Source organism: Streptomyces plumbidurans (genome assembly GCF_019857225.1).
Taxonomy (GTDB): Bacteria; Actinomycetota; Actinomycetes; order Streptomycetales; family Streptomycetaceae; genus Streptomyces; species Streptomyces plumbidurans.
This window is the reverse complement of the sequence record NZ_JAFJSY010000092.1, coordinates 18,685-37,442: the sequence shown is the minus strand read 5'-3', so window position 1 is coordinate 37,442 and position 18,758 is coordinate 18,685. Positions and strand designations below refer to the sequence as shown.

Below are 18,758 nucleotides of genomic sequence, written 5' to 3'. Positions count from 1 at the left end.
CGTGGGGCCGCCCGCCGGTGCGCCCGGAGCGCCCGCCGCCGCCCGGGCCGCCTTGCGCGTGGGGGTCGTGCGCGCACCGCCCTCGCTGAGCGGCCGCACCAGCGTGCCCACCGCCTTGGCCGAACTCCCTTTCGTGAAGCCCCAGTCGAGCAGCGCGGCCGTCTCCTCGTAGACGGCGTTGTAGCCGCTGGTGGGGTGCATCACGGTGACCAGCAGGGTGCGGCCGTCGCGGGTGGCGGCGCCGGTGAAGGTGTTGCCGGCATGGCTGGTGAAGCCGTTCTTGACCCCGATCAGCCCGTCGTACGTCTTCACGCCCCAGGCGCCGGTGAGCAGCCGGTCGGTGTTCTGGATCTGGAAGGTCTTCTTCCCGCCGGCCGGGAACTGGGCGGTCCTGGTGTGGCAGTACGCGCGGAAGTCGGCGTTCTTCAGCCCGTGCCGGGCGAACAGGGTGAGGTCGTAGGCCGAGGACAGCTGGCCCTTGTGGTCGTAGCCGTCGGGGCTGACCACGTGGGTGTCCAGCGCCTGCAGGTCCGCGGCCCTGGCCTGCATCTCGGCGACCGTCTTCGCCACTCCGCCGTTCATGTGGGCGAGCACATGAACGGCGTCGTTGCCCGAGCGCAGGAAGACGCCCTGCCACAACTGCTCGACGGTGTAGGTGATCCCGGGCTTGATCCCCACCAGGCTGGAGCCCGGCGGGATGCCCGCCAGGTCGGCGGCGGTCACCTTGTGCCGGTCGCTGCGGTGGAACTTGGTCAGCACCGTGTCGGCGAAGAGCATCTTCAGCGTGGACGCGGGGGCCAGGCGGCGGTGCGCGCCGTAGGAGGCGAGCACCTCTCCGCTGTCGCAGTCCGCGACGAGCCAGGCGTTCGCGCTGAGTTTCTCCGGCAGTCCGGTGGCACCGCTCACCTGAATTCCCTTGCGGGCGAGGCGCGCACCGCCCACGACGGTGGTCGCGGCGGAGGCGGGGGCCGCCGCGGCGAGCGGGACGGCGGCTGCGGTCAGGCCGAGAGCGGCTCGCCGCGTCAGCGGAGAGAAATCGTGCATCAAGGGACCGTACACCGCGCCCAACAGGAGCTTCGCCCGCCCTCTACCTGCCGAGGATGCCGTCGATCTCGGCCAGCTGGGCGGGGGTGAGCGGCCCCTTCGCGAGCGCGCCCGCGTTCTGCTCGGCCTGGGCGACCGAGCGGAAGCCGGGGATCGGCACGGTGCGCGGGCTGCGGGCCCAGATCCAGCCGAGGGCGCCCTGGGCGAGCGTACGACCGCCGCTGGTGAGGATCTCCCTGATCGCGTCGACGCGGGAGAGCCAGTCGGCGTCGGCGCCGGTGCCCGCGGTGAAGCCCGGCAGCCACTCCGGCGGCGTACTGCGGATGTCCCCGGCCTCCAGGGGGCCCTGGCGCTTTCCGGCCAGCAGCCCCATCGCCAGCGGGCTGCGGTTGATGCTCGCGAGATCCGACTCCTCGCACAGGGCGAGCATCTCGGGGGCGTCCTGGAAGACGTTCAGGGCGTGCTGCACGGCCGCGCAGTGGGCGCCCTCGGCGAAGACGGCGGCCCGCGCCGGGTCGTCGGTGCTCCACGCGTAGGCCCGGATCAGGCCCTCGCCCACCAACTCCTCGCAGACGTCCCGGAGGCGGGCGGCCCGGTCGGGCCGGGCGTCGGAGATGTGCAGTTGGTACAGGTCGACGTAGTCGGCGCCGAGCCGGGCGAGCGAGGCGGTGAGCGCCTCGCGGACGTGCTCCACGGAGTCGTCCTGGCCGAGCGAGGTGCGGGTGCTCTCGTCGAAGACGTTGCCCCACTTGGTGGCGACGACCACGTCCGCGCGCCGCTTGCCGAGCGCCCGGCCGAGCACGCGTTCACTGTGCCCGGTGCCGTAGGTGTCGGCGGTGTCGAAGAAGGTCACACCGAGGTCGAGGGCGCGGTGGATCGCCCGTACGGACTCCTCGTCGTCCACCTTGCCCCAGCCGAGAGGGTGGCCGTCCGGGGTGGACCACTCGCCGCCGATCGCCCAGCAGCCGAAGCCGAGAGCGCTCACGTCGATGCCACTGCTGCCGAGAGTTCTGTTCGTCTCCATGGGCGAAGACGTTAGGAGTTGGAGCGCACGCCAGGGCAAGCCCTTTCGGGCTCCTTCTGGGTTCCTTCGGGCTCCTTCTTTGTTCCGGGGGTCAGGCCTGCCCGGTCTCGAAGCGGGAGATACGCCCGTCGTCGTCGACCGTGAAGCTCCAGCGCGTGCGCATCTCGCCCCAGGTGTCGTTGCGGTAGTGGGCGAGGAGGGCGCGGCCGCCCCGGGACTCGTTGTCGACGTCCAGATGGCCGTTGGAGGAGAAGATCTCCCGGTCGATCCACTCGTTCAGATCGCGATCGGAGCCGTCGTCCGCCATGGTCGCGTTCTCCGTCAGAAGGTCCAGGAAGCCCGCGCGGTCATGGGCGTTGACGGCGGTGACGAAGGCACGGACGGCCGGGTCGGTGAGTTTGGCAGGCTGAATCGTCATGCCAGCAGACTCACACCGGGCACCGGCACCCGCCACCCGTACGGCGGCCCGAGCGGGTGACGGGCGGCGCGAGGTGCGACGGTGGACAGGCGGAGGGGAGACGCAGGGGGCTGTTCCTGCCGTCTGTTCCGGGAGAGACCATGACCTGCTACGACCGCCGCGATCTCGGGCTGCTGCTGCTCCGGCTGGGTACCGGCGGCGTGCTGGCGGCCCACGGCGCGCAGAAGCTGTTCGGCTGGTTCGGCGGGCACGGGATCGAGGGCACCGGCCAGTTCATGGAGTCCGTCGGCTATGCGCCGGGCAGGCCGAGCGCCACGGCGGCGGGCCTCGCCGAGACCGGCGGCGGCGCCCTGCTGGCGCTGGGCCTGGCGACCCCCGCCGCGGGCGCGGCGGCGGCCGGCGCGATGGTGGGCGCGGCGGCGGTGCACGCCCCGAACGGCTTCTTCGCCATGGAGGGCGGCTACGAGTACGCGGCGACCCTTGCCCTCGCCGCCACCGGCCTCGCGGTCGGGGGACCCGGCCGGCTCTCCCTCGACCACGCGCTCGGCCATGTCCTCGACCGCGGCTGGATGGTCCCGGCCGCCCTCGGCGCGACCGCCGCGGTCACGGCGCTGGTGGTGGGGGCGCGCAACAAGCGGGTGCGCAAGGCGGCACAGGACGAGCAGGAGGCGCTGTTCGCGGAGGAAGAGGCGCTGTTCGGCAAGTGATCCGGCGGGGCAGGGTGCATGGCATGGGGCAGGGTGCATGGCATGGGGCAGGCTGCGTGGCATGGGGCAGGCTGCGTGGCATGACCGAACTACCTCGCTCTCCTGACATCTGGCCCTCCATCGACGCCCTGTGGGCCTGGCTGGACGACAACCGCCCCCTCGGCGGCGACGAGGGTCTGCTGCTGCGCGTGCTCAAGCTGTCGGAGGAGGTCGGCGAGGTGGCGCAGGCGGTGATCGGCGCGACCGGGCAGAACCCGCGCAAGGGCGTGACCCACACCTGGGACGACGTCCAGGGCGAGCTGTGCGACGTGGTGATCACCGCGCTGGTCGCCCTGCGCACCCTCACCCCCGACACCCGCGAGGTGTTCACCCGCCATCTCGCGAGGGTCACCGCCCGCTCCCTGGGCCCGTCGGCCGGCAACTGACCGGCCCGCTCGGGGCATTGGGCGGCGGGCCGGGGTCCGGGATACTGGCGTCGTGGCCGACCGACCACGGCACGCTCGACCCCGGGGGCTGACATGGTGGGCACGTCGTACCGGCCGGGCGAGCCCGGCGAGGAACTGCTGGACGAGACCGTCGGATCGCTGCTGCGCAGGGCGGCCGAGCAGGCACCGGACACGCTCGCACTGGTGGAGGGGGTGCCGGACCCCGCCGCGCGGCGACGGTGGACGTACGCCGAACTGCTCGACGAGGCGGAGCGCGCCGCCCGGGCCCTGCTCGGACGGTTCTCGCCGGGCGAGCGGGTGGCGGTGTGGGCGAACAACATCCCGGAGTGGGTGATCCTCGAACTCGCCGCGGCCCTCGCGGACATCACGCTCGTCACGGTCAACCCGGCGTTGCGCCAGGCGGAGTTGCGGCACGTGCTCGGCCATTCCCGGGCGGCGGGCGTCTTCCTGCGCCGGGAGTACCGCGGCAATCCGATGGCCCGGACCCTGGCCGGCATCCGCGCGGACCTGCCCCACCTGCGCACGAGCGTGCTGTTCGAGGACTGGGCGGAGTTCTGCGCCGAGGGCTCGCCGGACCGGGAGCTGCCCGAGACCGACCCCTCGTCACCGGCGCAGATCCAGTACACCTCGGGCACGACCGGCGTACCGAAGGGCGTGGTCCTGCACCATCGCGGCATCACCAACAACGCGCGGCTGTCCTACGTCCGCACCTTCGGGCTGCGGCCGGGCGAGGCCCAGCTCAATCCGATGCCGCTGTTCCACACGGCGGGCTGCGTGCTGGCCACCCTCTCGGCGATCGTGAGCCTCGGCACCCAGGTGCTGCCTCCGTACTTCGAGCCGGGGCTGATGCTCGAACTCACCGAGTCCGAACGGTGCGTGGTGATGGGCGGTGTGCCGACCATGCTCATCGCCATGCTCGAACACCCCGCGCTCCCCCGTACCGACCTCTCGTCCCTGCGGTACGTGCTGTCGGGCGGCGCCTTCGTCCCGCCCGAGCTGGTGCGCCGGGTCGAGGAGATTCTCGGGGTGCCGCTGTGCATCATCTACGCCCAGACCGAGGCCTCCCCCGGAATCACCATCACGCGGCTCGACGACAGTCCCGAGGACCGCGCCCACACGGTGGGCAGGCCGCTGCCGCTGTCCGAGGTGAAGATCGTGGACGCGGCGGGCACGGTCGTACCGAACGGGGTCACCGGTGAACTGTGCACCCGCGGCTACCACGTCATGACCGGCTACCTCGACGCCCCGGCCGACACCGCCGCGGCGGTCGACGGCGACGGCTGGCTGCACACCGGGGACCTCGCCTCGATGGACGAACGCGGCTACTGCCGTATCGAGGGACGCCTCAAGGACATGATCATCCGTGGCGGCGAGAACATCTATCCGCGCGAGATCGAGCAGGTCCTGGCCGAACACCCCGCCGTCGCCGAGGTCGCCGTCGTCGGCGTCCCCGACCCCGTCTGGGGCGAACGGGTCGCCGCCTTCGTCCGCCGCACCTCCGGCCGTACGGTCGCCGAGAAGGAACTCTTCGACCACGTCCGCGCCCATCTCGCCCCGCACAAGACCCCCCGTACCTGGGTCTTCGTCGAGGACTTCCCGCTGACCGGGTCGGGCAAGATCCGCAAGAACGTGCTGCGGGAGGAGTACGCGGCGGGGCGGCTGCGGGAGGAGGCGGACACGAGTGACTGACGCGAGTGACTGACGCGAGCAGGCGCGCAACGGGCGTGGCGGAACCGGCTAGGTTGTGTCGCACAGTCAACACAAATCCCGGCATTCCACCGCTTTCCGCACCCCTGTGAGGCGTCCCGTCATGAGCCTGAGCATCCGGAACCAGATCCCCGGCACCGTCACCTCCGTCACCGCCGGGGAGGCCATGGCCACCGTGAAGGTGCGCCTCGACGGCGGCCAGGAACTCACCGCCGCGATCACCGTGGACGCCGTCGAGGACCTGGGGCTCGCGGAGGGCTCGGCCGTGCGCGCCCTGGTGAAGTCCACCGAGGTCGCACTCGCGAGTGCCCGCGTGGAGGGCCTGTCCATCCGCAACCAACTCCCCGGCACGGTCCGCGACATCGCCACCGGCGGCGCCATGGCCGCGGTCAAGGTCACGGTCGACGGGGTCGAACTCACCGCCGCGATCACCAAGGACGCGGTCACCGATCTGGGCCTCGAGGCCGGTTCAGCGGTGGTGGTGCTGATCAAGGCTACGGAGGTGGCGCTGGGGACGGTGTGACCTGCATCGGTTCAGATCGGCGGAGCGGGCCGCCGGGGAGACATGGCCACCGTGAAGGTGCGCCTCGACGGCGGTCGAGGAGTTCCTACGTGCGGCTCGCCCGTCCACCGCTTCCGCTACGACTTCGACGTCGCCCGCGAGTACGCACAGCGGGCTGTTTCTACCGAAGGTGACATGGTCGTGGGCATCATGTTCGAAAGTTCATCCCGCGCATCGCCGCCATCCTTGCCTGACGCGACCGCTTCCGTCCGGAACTACGCTGGTTCCAGTCCGCGGACTGCAACCCGGCCACCAGCTCCCCGCCCGGCATCGCGGACTGCGTGAGCACGGCGGCGAAGTCCGCCCGCTCGGCGACGGCGTTACGGCAGGACCAGGTACAGAGCAGGGGAACGGTCCCAAAACTCCTGCACCAGGCGCGACTTGCTCACCCGGCGGCGCCGGTCATGATCACGGCCCGCCCCTGGGCGGCCCCCGCGCCCTCACGCACTAGCTCGAGCTGCCGCCTCAGAAGATTCAGTCGGCCGCCGCCGTCCCACCTGGCGCCCGGCGTCTACGTCGATGAGGTGGCCGGCGGCTCGCGCACTCCGTCCACGGCTTCTTCCAGAACGGCGGCACGGAGGCCTACGTCGTCCGTATGGGCCGATCGTCCGAGGACGCCGTGGCGGGCGGTTCGGCCCCCGCCGCCGTGACCGGTTCCGCCGCCAAGCGTGCACCGCCCTCGGCCGCGCCGGCGCAGCACGGCACGTTCACCGTGACGGCCATCGCGTCCGCCAGGAACGGCTCGCCGAGCGTCGAGGTCGCCGACAGTCGAGTCCGTCGAGGCCTCGATCAGGCCGAGCTGTACGGCTCACGGCCTCCACCGTGCGCTCGGCGAAGTCGCCGAAACAATGCACCGGGCCCAGGTACGAGCCCTGCGGCGTGGCGTCAGGAGACGGCCAGTGATGACTCCAAGTACGCGGCCCTGTACTACCCCTGGGTCAAGACCTTCGACCCGGCGCCGGTCATGTGGCCGGCATCCGGGCCCGCAACTACTCCGAGGGCGGTGTGCACAAGGCGCCCGCGACGCGTCCTGCGGCACCAAGGCGGCGCCCCGCCGAAGACGCGGGCGTCATGGGCGTGTTCACTCGGTGATGCCGCGTTGCCCCGTCACCGAGTGCACCCTGCGGATTCGGCCCGCCTCGTCGAACTGGAAGACGTCGATGCCGCCGACGGTGCGGTCAGGTCCGGCGCGCAGGTTCCACAGGGACACCGCGAATTCGGCGCCGGCGTCCGCGAAGGTGCGGACGAGCGTGAATTCGAGGTCATTGCCGAGGGAGGCCCGGAACTCGCGCATGAACGTCTTCAGCTGTGCGGCGTTCTTGATGTCGTCCCCGCTGTGGGTCGAGGCATCGCGACCGAAGAAGATCGAGAATTCCGGGGAGCAGAGCTCGTCCGCGAGATCGAACGCGCCGTTCCACATGTCGTTCCACTGATCCAGTTTCTTCAGGTCGATCATCCCGAGCTCCGTTTGTCGCGTTCTCGTACTGTTTTGTTCTGGTTCTTGTCTTGCCTCGGACGCTCACCCGGTGCTGCCTGTCACGCGGCCTCCAGGGCCACCACCGAGGACTGGCTGCCCAGCGCGAACGCGAAGGACAGCGCCGCCCGCACGTCGGTACGGCGAGCGCCGCCGAAGACGGAGTCGAGGCCGCACTCGGCGTCGGCCCGCACGCTGTTGGCCGTCGGCGCGATGGTCTGTGCGTCCAGCATGGAGGCGGTCGCGGCGATGTTGACCAGGGACGAGGCTCCGAAGAGATGCCCGAATATCGGCTTCACCGAGGTCAGCGTCACATCGGTGTCGTCGCCGAAGACGCGCCGGACCGCCCGGCTCTCGGCGACGTCGTTGGACCGGGTGCCGGTGCCGTGTCCACACACATGGCCGATATCACCGACGGACAGGTTCGACTTCTTGATCACCCGCTCGGCGAGAACCGCGGTCTTCTCGCCCGACAGCTCCATCGTCGTCGGGTGAGCCGCCTCGTTGGCGACGCCGGTCGCCAGCACCCAGGCGTAGACGTGTGCGCCGCGGGCCACCGCGTCGGCCTCTCGCTCCAGGACGAGGGCCACGGCTCCCTCACCGAGGGCGGTGCCGTCGCGGTCGGCGTCGTAGGGGCGGATCGAGTCCGCCGCCGTGGTGCCCAGGCTCAGCACCCGTGACTTCGGGTCGGTGTACACCTGCAGCAGGTTGGCGGTCAGCGGGAACTCGTGTCCTACGACGACCATGACGTCGGCCTCGTCGGAGCGCAGTTCCGCGGCGGCCGACCGCAGTGCGTGGGTGCCGCCGACGCAGGCCGACGACACGGTGGTGACGTAGCCCTGGACGCCGGTGCGGATGGCCGCGATGCTCGCCGGGGCGCCGGGCAGGCCGCCGAGGACCCGGCCGATCCCGGACGCCGAGTCGAACTCGCGCTCCCACCACTGCAGCGGGCCGCGGGAGGACGAGGCGACGACACCGGCGCGGTGCGGGTCGAAGTCGCCGACACCGGCGTCTGCCAGCGCCTCGTCGATGCTCGCGAGGGCGGCGAGGATCTCCCGTGAGTACTTGCTCGCGTGCTTGGGGTCCAGGCCCTCGACCACCGGGTCGTGGGTGAGCTGTCCCGCCATCACGGTCGGCACACCGCGGCCGTTGAACGCCGTGTGCGCGGTGAGCGCCGAGTCCCCCTCGCGCACCCGTTGCCAGAAGTCGTGGGCGGTGCGGACGCCGCCGGCCAATGTGAACCCCATCCCGGTGATCGCGAGGCGCGTCATGCCGCACGCTCCCCGGGTACCTGCAGCACCGCGCAGGTGTAGGAGTAGCCGCCGCCGGCCCCCAGGACGAGGGCGATGTCGCCAGGTCCAAGGTCGCCCGCGGCCTCGGCGTCGGCGACGTTGGCGAGGAAGTCGCCCGCGCCAAGGTGGCCCGTCTGGCTGTAGTGGCACACGATCCGGTCGCTGTACTTCTCCTCGACAGGCCCGATCATGAGTTCGCGCACCTTGTCGCTCAGCCGCGGGGCGAGCACCTGGGTGATCCGCGGGTCGCCGGGCGCCAGCCCGGCGCGGTCGAGGGCCTTGTCCACCGCCTCGGTGATGCACTCGTGCGAGATCGCGCGCAGCCGGGGGCGGCCGCCTTCGTCGGAGAACTTCTCGGTCGGCATCGCGTTGATGTACGGCGGCGACGCGAGTGGCTGCGGGCCGAAGCCGTCGTAGTCGTCGCGGGTGCGCCACAGCTCCGGTGCGGCGACGTGCTCGACGGCCAGCACATGGAAGGCGTCACTGGGGGCCGGCCGTCCGACGACGGCGGCGGAGGCGCCGTCGCCGTAGGCGAGCATGACGTGGCTGCGCCAGTGGTCGACGGCCGGTGAGCCGAAGCGGTCCGCCGCGACGATCAGTGCGTGGGAGTGCTCGTCCAGCCGCAACTGCCCTGCCGCGAGGGTGAAGGCTATCGCGGCCCCGTTGCAAGCCTGTTGGACGCCGACCGGCGCGGCCGAGCGCGGCAGGCCGAGGCCTTCCGCGACGCAGTGCCCGGCGGTGAAAAAGGGGTTGCCCTGGTAGTTCGTCCATGCGTACGCCAGCAGCCCGATGCGGTCGGCGGGCACGCCCGACGCCGACAGTGCCGCCCGGCCCGCGGCCACGGCCATCGCCGGCGCGGACTCGGTGTCCCAGCCGCGACCGATGTGCAAGGTCACATCGCCGTGGCGGGCCGCCTGTTCGGCCGTGAGGTTCCCGGTCCGCACCTCGTCCTGGGGCCTACGGGTCTTCTCCGGGAACCAGCAGCGAGCTGCCTTGATACCGAGAAGTGGCTCGACCGTCCCTGTCTGCACTGCCATGAGATGCTCCTCCGTTGGTCTGGGATCCTGCGCGCGGGCTCAGGTAGTCCTGGTGATTGCGCCCTGGGACCAGCACTCGGTGATCTGCAGGGACTCGTCGACCTGGAAGATGTCGACCCCGACGAAGAGCGCTTCCTGGCCCGGGATGTCGTGCGGCCAACCGGTGGCGCCGGTCCAGGTGCCCGTGCCGACCCAGCGGTAGGCGAAACGGCGCTCGGATTCGTCGACGAACGGCCCGAAGTCCGTGGCGTAGCGGAGTCCGTGGAATTTGCCGGTGAAGCCGGAGACCCACTGCGACATCTCCGCCGGACCCAAGATCTTCGACGGGTCGATGGTGGCGCCGACGTCGGGAAGGTGGAGTACATATCCGGCCGGGGAGATGATTTCGTGGGCCACGTCGGAATCCTCGTTCCACATGCGCAGCCAGTTTTTCCATATTTTGTCCGCGACGGACGTGTCCAGCCTGAACATTGATGCATTCCTTTTGTTCCGTGGATGCGGAAGTCGGTGATGGCGCAGAAGTCGTTGACGGCGTGAGGGCGATGGCCGTTTATGCCGTGGGAGCGGCGGCCGTTCTGCGCGGGCCGGCCAGGGCGACGGCGGCGGCGAGGACGGTGAGGACGGCGGCGGCGATCCATGCGTGGCGCAGCGCCGGCACCGGTGACCGGCCCGCGTGGGCGGCGCTGTCCTGGATGACCAGGAGCAGGGCGACACCGATCGCAATGCCCATCTGCTTGGCCATGGTGTGCACGGCCGAACCGGAGGCGTAGAAGGCCTGCGGGATGGTGGCGGAGACCCGGCCCGCGAAGGCGGCCATCGCGACGATCGTGCCGATGGACGTGAGCATGGAGCCGGGCATGATCGCCAGCGCGTACGGCAGGTCGGTCGGCGCGGTGACGGTCCACCAGACCATGCCGAGGCCGAGGACGACGCAGCCCAGTGCCGCCGTTGCGGCCAGGCCGATGCTGCGGCCCATCCGGCCGGTGAGCATGGCGAAGACCGGCATCAGTACGGTGCCGGGCGCGATGGCCAGACCGGTCTCGATAGCGGAGTAGCCGCGTACGTTCTGCGTCCACAGGACGACCGAGAGCAGCATCACCGCGAAGGCGGCGCTGTAGACGAACGCCGCGATGTTGGTGCGGACGTAGACGGGAATGGCGAGCAGTTCGCGCGGGACGACCGGGGAGGGGTGGCGCAGGTTGCGGACGACGGCGACGACGAGCAGAACCACCGCGCAGGCGAACGCCGACAGCGTGGTCACCGAGCCCCATCCGGCGTCGGGCGCCTCGACCAGGGCGAAGACGACCGCGCCGGCGAAGAGCGCGACGGCGAGCGCGCCGATCAGGTCAGGACGCGGCGCCGCGGAGTTCTGTTCCGAGGTGGGCAGTACGCGCGCTCCCACGACCACGGCCACGGCTCCGAGCGGCACGTTGATCAAGAAGATCAGCCGCCAGTCGTACTGGACGAGCACGCCGCCGACGATCGGTGCCATGGCCGCTGCGATACCGCCGGCCGCCGTCCAGCTGCGGATCGCGCGCTGCTGCAGCTCGGGCGGGTTGACCTGCAGCAGCAGGCCCATGGAGGTGGGGGTGAGGGCGGCGGCGCCGAGTGCCTGCAGGGCTCGTGCGGCGATCAGTACCGGCAGGGACGGCGCGAACGCGCACAGCCCGCTGGCCAGGGTGAAGAGCACCAACCCGCCGAGGAAGGTCTGCTTGCGGCCAAGGTGGTCGGCCAGTCTGCCCGCCGGGATCAGCGCGGCGGCATAGAGGATCGTGTACGCGTTCAGTGTCCAGCTGACGACGGCGTTGCTGTAGCCGGGGAACTCGTGCTCGATCGCCGGGAAGGCGACGTTCACGATCATCATGTCGAGGCTGGTCAGCACGAATCCACAGCACAGGACGGCGAAGACGATCGCTCGGCGGCGGTCGGTCGCCTTGTCCACCGGTGCGGTGGCGGCGAGGGCGGGCGAGTCGGCGCTCATGGTCAGTTCTTTCGGTCGTGTTCGGATGGTCGCTCTACTGCGGCCGGGTCATCGGATGACGCCCTTGGTCCTCATCAAGTGCTCGGACAGGTAGCCGTCGTGGGGCACCCCCGCCCTCATCCAGGTCGTGGTGTGGGCACCGATGTAGACATTGGCGACGCTCGGCTCGTCGAGGAGGCGTTGCGCGAACTCCATGTCCTCGGTGATCGCGGCGACGACCAGCGAGTCGGCCAGCGGCGCAATCCCGTCGGCCCGACTGAACGGCGCGATCCACACACAGGGGAAGGGCAGTTCGACGCCGAGCACGGGGGCCTTGGCGTCGGCGGCGACGCGTACGACGGGGTGCAGAACGGCGGTGTCCGGCGCGACCGTCTCCACGATGGCCGTGCGTCCGTGGGCGGTGGTGCCCTGTCCGACCCGCTCGACGTACTCGGCGAGTTGGCGGGCCGTCGCCAGGGGCAGCTCGGTGCGGTGCCTGCCGGCCTCCGGCTCGGTGAGCCGCTCGGCCAGGGCGGCGGCGAACTCCTCGGCCCGGGCCCGGTCTCCTTCTACGAGCACTGCGGTGGTGCAGGTGCAGGCGGCGCCGCCGAGGTTCGCGACCGACGCGGCGACGGTGTCCAGGTGGGCGCGCCAGTCGACGTCGTCGGTGACGACCGTCTTGGAGCGCCCCGGTCCCTGGGTGAGGACCGCGGGGTTCGCGGCGTACTTGTCCACGACGGACTGGCCCCCGTAGACCAGCGCCCGGTCGGCCTGCTCGATGAGTACGTCGGCGACCTCGTGGTCGGTGGGCAGCAGGGCCACGTGCGAGGCGAGGCCCGCCTCCCGGAAAGCGCGCACGAGGCGCTGCGGGGTGAAGGGTTCGCGGCTGGAGGGGCGGACGGCGACCGAGTAGCCGAGGGCCAGCGCGCTGGGCCACAGGCCGTGCACGCCCGGGGTGTTGCCGGAGGCGTGGACGGCGAGGGTCCGGCCCTGGCGGGCCCAGTAGGCGGCGCCCTCCCGCACCCGGGGGTCGTCGAGGCCGGTGACGGCTCCCTGCGGGATCTCCTTGGCGAGGGTGTCCGGCAGAGCGCGCAAAGTCCTGCCGATGGCGGCGATCGAGGCCTGGGCGACCACGCGCGGTACGCCGGCGCACAGGCTCACCAGGTCGAGGTAGTCGTCGATCGACTGCCCTTCGAGCACAGCGTTCTCGAACAGGTCGGCCGCTTTGGCGAGCATCTCCAGGCGGGTGGCGTACGGCAGCACCGGGGCCTGGGCCAGCCGCGCGAAGGCGCGGGTGACATAGAGCCGGGGCACCTCTGAGATGGCGCCGATCTCACGGCCGTCCGGCAGGCGGAGCGGCTTGCTGCCACGGGCCCGGTACTCGCCCGCGTCGGTGATCGCGTCGACGTGGGCGGACGGGGGGGCGCCGTCGGTGGCACTCATCGTCAGTAGACCCCTTCGGTGATGTTCGTGCCGTCAAAGGTCTTCACCGGTGCGACGTCGGCGACCGCGTCACCGATGTGACCGGCCTCGGCCGGCACCCGGATCGCGGTGTCGCGCTCCAGGTTGTTGGGGATGAACGCGAACTTGGTGATGTGGTTCATCACGATCTGTCCGCGCTCGCCGTGGGCGACGGGCCGACTGGTCTCGGGGTCGACGACCCGGAAGAAGACGTAGGGCGAGAACGGGTCGAAGGTCGCAAGGCCCGAGGGCTGCTCCTCCTTGCGTTCCACCGCGACGCTGAGGATCGTCGTGCTGCCGTAGCCGCCGACGATCGGGATGCCGGGGAAGACCTCCTCGCGCAGGATGGCGCGGGTGTCCGGGTCCATGTGTGCGCCACCCCAGGCGATGCGCTTGACCTTGGAGCGGACGAGGTCGACGAGTTCGGGACGTTCGGCGATCTTCGCCAGCAGGATCGGGATGGTCTGGATCATCCCGATGTCCTGGGTGGCCAGGACATCGGCGGTCTGGTCGACGAGGTGGTCGACATAGGCGCGCAGTTCGTCGGTCTGGCCGCGCTCGATGAGCTTCTTGACCCATCGCGGGTCGATGTCGATGGTGAACCGCTTGCCGCCGAGCGCGTGCGACTGGCGGACGGTGACCTCGCCGATCATGTGCGGGCCGGACGGTGTCGTGGCGAGCAGGTTGATACCCGAACCGCCCAGGCCCGAGGCGGCCTTGCGGCCCGCCCAGGCCAGGTAGCGGGTGAACCAGTCCTCGAACATGACGAATCGCTTCGGCCGGCCCGTCGTGCCGCCGCTCTCGAAGATGGCCGCGATCTTCGGGGAGTCGCCGAGGCCGCGCGGGACGAGGTCCTCGGCGGCGATGTCACGGAACTCGTCGACGACATTGGGGAACTGGGCAAGATCCTCAACGGACTTCACGTCGGTGAGGGGGTCGAAGTCCAGCTCGGCCCTGCGCCTCAGCCAGAACGGCGTCCCCGTCTCGGCCCCGAAGTGCCACTGCATGAGCGTGCGCACATAGGCGTCGGCGTCGGTGACGGTCTGCTGCAGCGGATCGATGTCCAGGATCGACCAGTCGGGGGCGCCGGGGACAGACATGGGTGGGTCCTTTCAGGGAGTCAGTGCGTTGCCGGTCGAGGTGTGACTGCGTGGTGGGTCGGGGGTGCTGACGGACAGGGGTGCTGGAGGTCAGGGCCGCGGGATCGCAGGGCCGAGCTTCTGTACGAGGGCGGCCGACCACGTGAACCCGCCGCCGCCACCGATGACGAGGGCGCACTGTCCGTCGGCGATGGCATCCGTGCGGCGCAGGTGGTCGAGGTTGGCGAGGAAGTCGCCCGCGCCCAGGTGTCCGGTCGTCTCGCGCTCGCAGTGCAGCGTCGGCCTCAGTCGGGGGTCGATCGCCTCGGAGTACATGAGGTCGAGCACCTTGGGGCTGAGCCGGGGAAGCATCGTGGCTGCCACGTCAGAGAGTTCGGCACCGGCCGACTCGACGACACCGGCGACCAGTTCACCGATCGTCTTGACGGCGGCCTCGCGGAACTCGTCGGTCCCGCCGCAGCGTTGGAAGAAGGCGCGCTTGGTGGCCTTCACGTCGACCGCCGCCCGCAGCTGGTGCGGGGTGCTGCCGAAGGCGTCGCCCTCGCGGTACATGGCCTCGAACTGCGGGCGGGCGCGCGAGTCCAGCGCCAGCACGCGCAGCGCGGGCCCGGTCGTGGCGTCGGCCCGCGGGGAGAGGATCACGCAGGTGCCGCCGTCGCCGTAGACGGTGTCGTAGTCCCCGGCCCATCGGTCGAAACCGCTGCCGCCGAAGGAGTCCGCGGTGGTCGCAACGGCCAGGACCGGCCTGTCCGGAGCCGATGCGCCGGGGGTCACCGCGCGGACTCGGTCGAGGCAGATGCTCAGGGCTGCTGCTCCGCCGTTGCACATCTGCCCGACGGACATCGGCACACAGGCCTCGAAGCCGGCTTCGTGCGCGATGAAGTGCGCAGGGGACCAGAAGTCGTGGCCCTGGTAATAAGTGTGAGCGTGTATCAGATGGCGGACGCAGTCCGGTTCTACGCCCGCCTCGGCGACGGCGCTACGGGCTGCGGCCGCGGCGAGCGCGGGGGGCGGCTCGGCGCCGGCATGGACGCTGCGCACCCCGAGCCGCTCCCCCTCGTCCTGGGTGATCCGTCCCGACCGAACGGCTTCGGTGGCGTACTCCACCGCGGGCGGCAGCACGACGGCGCTGCCGATCACGAATGCGGCGTGATCCATCAGGATCGGGCTCCCGCCGGGATCGCCGCCCCGAGCTGGCCGTACAGGTCGAGCTGGTCGTCGCTGAGCCAGTACTCGGCGATATGGCCGTTCTCAAGGCGCAGGATGTCGACGCCGCAGATCGAGACGTCGGTGCCCGGCGCGACGGTGGCGGTCGCGGGGACGCCGCCCTGCCATGTCCCGGTGAAGCGCCATCGCGCCACGACGAACTGGCCCCCGGCGAGCCACGGGCCGAGTTCGGCGGCGAAGCGCGCACCTGGGCGGTAGCAGCTGCGGAATCCCTCGATCCAGCCGGTCACGTGGTCGCGTGTCGTCAGCGAGGAGGAGGGGGGCATTCCGAACGTCGGCAGGTGGACGGTCACGTCGTCGGCGATGAATTCTGCCGGGTCGGTTCGGCCCGTGCCGTTCCACAGACCCGTCCAGCAATTCCAGATCGTGTGCGCGACGTCGGCCGGCGGCACGCTTAACAAGGATGGTGTGGGTTGCATCGTCCTTCTCCTTCGCTGTCGCCGCGAAAAGTTTCGACGGCGCCCTGCACATCTCGTGAGCGGCACGCGGATTACGAATGCATAGCTCGGGACGGCTCACAAATCCTTGTCAGCCATTTACACCCCCCGCTCACGCTTCCAGGGAACACCGTGACTCTCCGTGGCGGCGACTCGCCTCCGCGGGATCGACCATAGCCGAGCCCGACACCCCTCGCAACCCCTAAGTAAGTAGCTGCATACTAATGCCGAGAGGTCATTACATGCCCTCTGGACTGCATAAACAGGCGCCGAACGCCGTTCGAAGAGACATCGTGAGATGGGGTTAGTTAGTACTAGCATCCATCAAGCGCAGCTCGCCAAGGGCCCGGGAACCTCTGGTGCGGGCAGAGCACGAACCCGCCTCGGGACCCTGGGACCCCGACTGGGGCATGTGACACAATGAGCTATGCAAAAAATCCGCATGTCCGCAGCAGAGCGACGAGCACAGGTTCTGGATGTCGCCATGCTGGAATTCGCCCGAACCGGGCTTTTCGGCACCCCCGTGGATGTGATCGCCAAGGCCGCCGGAGTGACGCAGCCATATGTTTTCCGGCTGTTCGGGAGCAAGACGAAGTTGTTTACCGAATGCGTACGCATTTCGTTTGCCCAGTCGACGACACGCATGCTGGACGCGGCCGAGGGGCTGTCCGGGGTCAATGCCCTCGTCGCCATGGGCAACCAGTACCGCTCGAACCTCGAGAACAATCCCGACGTGCTCATCCAGGTCCAGGCCTTCGCCGCATGCGCCAACGACGAGGTGCGCGAGGCCGTCCGTGAGGCCTACGGCGACCAGTGGCGACAGCTGGCCGAGCGGGCCGGCGTGGACGCCGTGCAGATGAAGATCTACATGGCGCTCGGACTGCTGCTGAACAACCTGACGATGATCGACGCGAAGAACCCGTCGGGCACGGACGAGCAGTGGGTGCACGACGCCTACACCGTCATCGACGCCGACGTCTTCGCCGCGCTGGGGTCGCTGGACGACACCGAGAAGTGACACCGTTCCTGCATCCGTTGCAACCACGGTTCCCGCGTCCGTTCTGAAGCTTCGCCCGCGCCGCTGTATCCGACGTACCTTCCACCGCCTCTGTACGGGGGCCGGTGGGGCTCGACCTAGAGGGTCCGTCCCCCGGTGACCGAACCGTCAGGGGCCGTGCGCGGCCCGTCTCCGTGCCGAGAGTGCGGAGACCGTATGTGGAGGGAACCGACGTCATGCCGGACCACCAGCGTCGTGTAGTCATCGTCTCGGGCGGATCACGCGGCATCGGCCGCGCCATCGCCGTCCAACTCGCCGCGGAGGGCCACGACATCGCCTTCTGCGGCCGCAGCCGTTCCGCCGCCGCCGACGAGACCGCCGAACTCGTCCGCGCGCAGGGAGCGGCCTGCTTCCACGCGCCGTGCGACGTCGCGGACCATCAGGCGGTGGAGACGTTCGTCAAGAACGCCGAGCATGAACTCGGGCCGGTGTACGGCCTGGTGAACTCCGCGGGCATCGTCCGCGACAGCCATCTGGTGATGATGCCGGTGGAGGACTGGGGCGCGGTCATCGACGCCAACCTCACCGGCACCTTCAACTTCTGCCGCACGGTCGGCTTCGGCATGCTGAAGCGGCGGGCGGGCGTCATCGTCAACATCTCGTCCGTGGCCGGGGTCTACGGGCACGCCACCCAGGCCAACTACGCCGCGTCCAAGGGCGGGGTGAACAGTCTGACCCGAACGCTCGCCAAGGAGCTGGCGCGACAGGGCGTCCGGGTCAACGCCGTGGCCCCGGGCTTCATCGACACCGACATGACCGACACGCTCAGCGACAAGGCACGCAAGGACGCGGTCGCCTCGGTACCGCTGCGCCGCTTCGGCACCGCGCAGGAGGTCGCCGACCTCACGTCCTTCCTGCTGTCGGACAAGGCGGGGTACATCACCGGGCAGATCCTCCAGGTGGACGGAGGCGTGGCCCTGTGACCCAGCCGCACGGGCGCCCGCTCCCCGGCGAGCTGCACGTGTGGTGGCTGCCGGTGCCGCCGGGCACGTCCTCGGGGCGCGCCCGCTCGGTACTCGACCCGGCGGAGACCGAGCGGGCCGGCCGGCTGCTCCGTCCGGAGCGTCGGCACCGTTTCGTGCTGGCCCACGCCGGACTGCGTCTGCTCTGCGGCCGCTATCTCGGCGCCGCGCCCAGCGAGGTGACCTTCGAGCGTGCGCCGTGTCCGCTCTGCGGGGCCGGTCACGGCCGGCCCCGGCTGCGCGACGGTGGCGGACTGCACTTCTCCATGGCGCACTCGGGAACCGCAGTCCTCTACGCCTTCTCGACCTCTCACGTAGGCGTCGACGTGGAGGCGGCACCGGCCCGTCCCGGCCTGGAACGCACGGTCGGCGGGTGGCTGCACCCCGGCGAACGGCAGGAGCTCCACAGACTCCGGCAGGCCGAACGACCGAGTGCGTTATTGCGGTTGTGGGTGCGCAAGGAGGCCTATCTCAAGGGGATCGGCACGGGCATCGCACATGGGGTGGGCGGTCCGCCCGGTTCCTACGACGACGCGTGGGCGCTGCTGGACCTCGGTGCGCCCGGGGGTTTCGTTGCCGCCGCGGCAGTACGCGGGGGTGCGCCGGGAACGCTGCGCAGCAGCTCGCTGTCACCATCGGCGGTGACGATGACGACGTCGCCGTAATGGCCATGACTGCCGTGACTGGAGGGGTGTGATGCAGCGTAGAAGTGAACCGGATGACCGTCCCCGCCACGGCGGTGTCGGCGACGGCTCGTCCGTGTCCGAGGCATGGCTGACGGCGGCGGTGCGGGAGGCGGTCGGGGAGGTCCCGCGAAAGCTGCTGACGGAGGTGGCGAGTTGG

General features: G+C 70.5%; 19 protein-coding genes and 1 pseudogene. 8 read left to right on the top strand and 12 right to left on the bottom strand.

The window, feature by feature from the left end:
• From JYK17_RS35530 to JYK17_RS35520, 3 genes are all read right to left on the bottom strand, one after another.
• Window positions 1-1,044 (bottom strand): D-alanyl-D-alanine carboxypeptidase family protein (locus JYK17_RS35530; RefSeq protein ID WP_222812013.1); only part of this gene is annotated, 1,044 nt, incomplete at its 3' end.
• Between the two features lie 43 nt (window positions 1,045-1,087).
• On the bottom strand, window positions 1,088-2,068 hold the full coding sequence (locus JYK17_RS35525) for an aldo/keto reductase (protein ID WP_222812012.1): 981 nt from the start codon (window positions 2,066-2,068) through the stop codon (window positions 1,088-1,090).
• Window positions 2,069-2,159: 91 nt separating this feature from the next.
• Window positions 2,160-2,486: a hypothetical protein gene (locus JYK17_RS35520; RefSeq protein WP_108007998.1), complete on the bottom strand. Its 327-nt coding sequence runs from the start codon at window positions 2,484-2,486 to the stop codon at window positions 2,160-2,162.
• Between the two features lie 140 nt (window positions 2,487-2,626).
• Between JYK17_RS35520 and JYK17_RS35515 the strand changes: the two genes are divergently transcribed.
• The 5 genes and pseudogenes from JYK17_RS35515 to JYK17_RS40880 all read left to right on the top strand — a co-directional run.
• Complete coding sequence (locus tag JYK17_RS35515; RefSeq protein WP_222812011.1) at window positions 2,627-3,193, top strand: DoxX family membrane protein; 567 nt, start codon at window positions 2,627-2,629, stop codon at window positions 3,191-3,193.
• A gap of 80 nt (window positions 3,194-3,273) precedes the next feature.
• Entirely contained in the window at window positions 3,274-3,618 is a 345-nt protein-coding gene (locus JYK17_RS35510; protein ID WP_108007996.1) for a MazG-like family protein, read from the top strand.
• 93 nt (window positions 3,619-3,711) lie between these two features.
• Window positions 3,712-5,328, top strand: coding sequence for an AMP-binding protein (locus JYK17_RS35505; RefSeq protein ID WP_128803237.1), 1,617 nt, complete (start codon window positions 3,712-3,714; stop codon window positions 5,326-5,328).
• Window positions 5,329-5,449: 121 nt separating this feature from the next.
• Entirely contained in the window at window positions 5,450-5,869 is a 420-nt protein-coding gene (locus tag JYK17_RS35500) for a TOBE domain-containing protein (RefSeq protein WP_222812010.1), read from the top strand.
• A 565-nt stretch (window positions 5,870-6,434) separates the two neighbouring features.
• A pseudogene (locus tag JYK17_RS40880) lies at window positions 6,435-6,931 on the top strand (hypothetical protein); the annotation flags it as partial.
• Window positions 6,932-6,989: 58 nt separating this feature from the next.
• Here the strand turns inward: JYK17_RS40880 and JYK17_RS35495 are convergent.
• The 9 genes from JYK17_RS35495 to JYK17_RS35455 form a co-directional block, all read right to left on the bottom strand.
• Entirely contained in the window at window positions 6,990-7,364 is a 375-nt protein-coding gene (locus tag JYK17_RS35495; RefSeq protein ID WP_108007993.1) for a nuclear transport factor 2 family protein, read from the bottom strand.
• 80 nt (window positions 7,365-7,444) lie between these two features.
• Complete coding sequence (locus JYK17_RS35490) at window positions 7,445-8,653, bottom strand: beta-ketoacyl-[acyl-carrier-protein] synthase family protein (RefSeq protein ID WP_108007992.1); 1,209 nt, start codon at window positions 8,651-8,653, stop codon at window positions 7,445-7,447.
• A complete protein-coding gene (locus JYK17_RS35485; protein WP_108007991.1) occupies window positions 8,650-9,711 on the bottom strand; it encodes a ketoacyl-ACP synthase III family protein in 1,062 nt (353 codons plus the stop codon). Before JYK17_RS35485 ends, JYK17_RS35490 begins: the two co-directional genes overlap by 4 nt.
• A gap of 39 nt (window positions 9,712-9,750) precedes the next feature.
• Entirely contained in the window at window positions 9,751-10,182 is a 432-nt protein-coding gene (locus JYK17_RS35480) for a hypothetical protein (RefSeq protein WP_108007990.1), read from the bottom strand.
• Window positions 10,183-10,261: 79 nt separating this feature from the next.
• Complete coding sequence (locus JYK17_RS35475; protein WP_128803235.1) at window positions 10,262-11,692, bottom strand: MFS transporter; 1,431 nt, start codon at window positions 11,690-11,692, stop codon at window positions 10,262-10,264.
• 48 nt (window positions 11,693-11,740) lie between these two features.
• Complete coding sequence (locus JYK17_RS35470; protein ID WP_108007988.1) at window positions 11,741-13,114, bottom strand: aldehyde dehydrogenase family protein; 1,374 nt, start codon at window positions 13,112-13,114, stop codon at window positions 11,741-11,743.
• A gap of 2 nt (window positions 13,115-13,116) precedes the next feature.
• On the bottom strand, window positions 13,117-14,232 hold the full coding sequence (locus tag JYK17_RS35465) for an AMP-binding protein (protein ID WP_108007987.1): 1,116 nt from the start codon (window positions 14,230-14,232) through the stop codon (window positions 13,117-13,119).
• Between the two features lie 90 nt (window positions 14,233-14,322).
• A complete protein-coding gene (locus JYK17_RS35460; protein ID WP_108007986.1) occupies window positions 14,323-15,390 on the bottom strand; it encodes a 3-oxoacyl-[acyl-carrier-protein] synthase III C-terminal domain-containing protein in 1,068 nt (355 codons plus the stop codon).
• Complete coding sequence (locus JYK17_RS35455; protein WP_108007985.1) at window positions 15,390-15,878, bottom strand: ester cyclase; 489 nt, start codon at window positions 15,876-15,878, stop codon at window positions 15,390-15,392. The genes JYK17_RS35460 and JYK17_RS35455 overlap by 1 nt, the downstream gene beginning before the upstream one ends.
• A gap of 460 nt (window positions 15,879-16,338) precedes the next feature.
• Between JYK17_RS35455 and JYK17_RS35450 the strand changes: the two genes are divergently transcribed.
• From JYK17_RS35450 to JYK17_RS41090, 3 genes are all read left to right on the top strand, one after another.
• Window positions 16,339-16,914 (top strand): TetR/AcrR family transcriptional regulator, encoded by a 576-nt coding sequence (locus JYK17_RS35450; protein ID WP_164932271.1) that lies wholly within the window; start codon window positions 16,339-16,341, stop codon window positions 16,912-16,914.
• A gap of 215 nt (window positions 16,915-17,129) precedes the next feature.
• Window positions 17,130-17,876 (top strand): 3-oxoacyl-ACP reductase FabG, encoded by a 747-nt coding sequence (fabG, locus tag JYK17_RS35445; RefSeq protein WP_108008095.1) that lies wholly within the window; start codon window positions 17,130-17,132, stop codon window positions 17,874-17,876.
• Window positions 17,873-18,580 carry a 4'-phosphopantetheinyl transferase family protein gene (locus JYK17_RS41090; protein ID WP_222812009.1) on the top strand — a complete coding sequence of 236 codons (708 nt, stop codon included), beginning with the start codon at window positions 17,873-17,875 and terminating at the stop codon, window positions 18,578-18,580. Before fabG ends, JYK17_RS41090 begins: the two co-directional genes overlap by 4 nt.
• The last annotated feature ends 178 nt before the right edge of the window (window positions 18,581-18,758 follow it).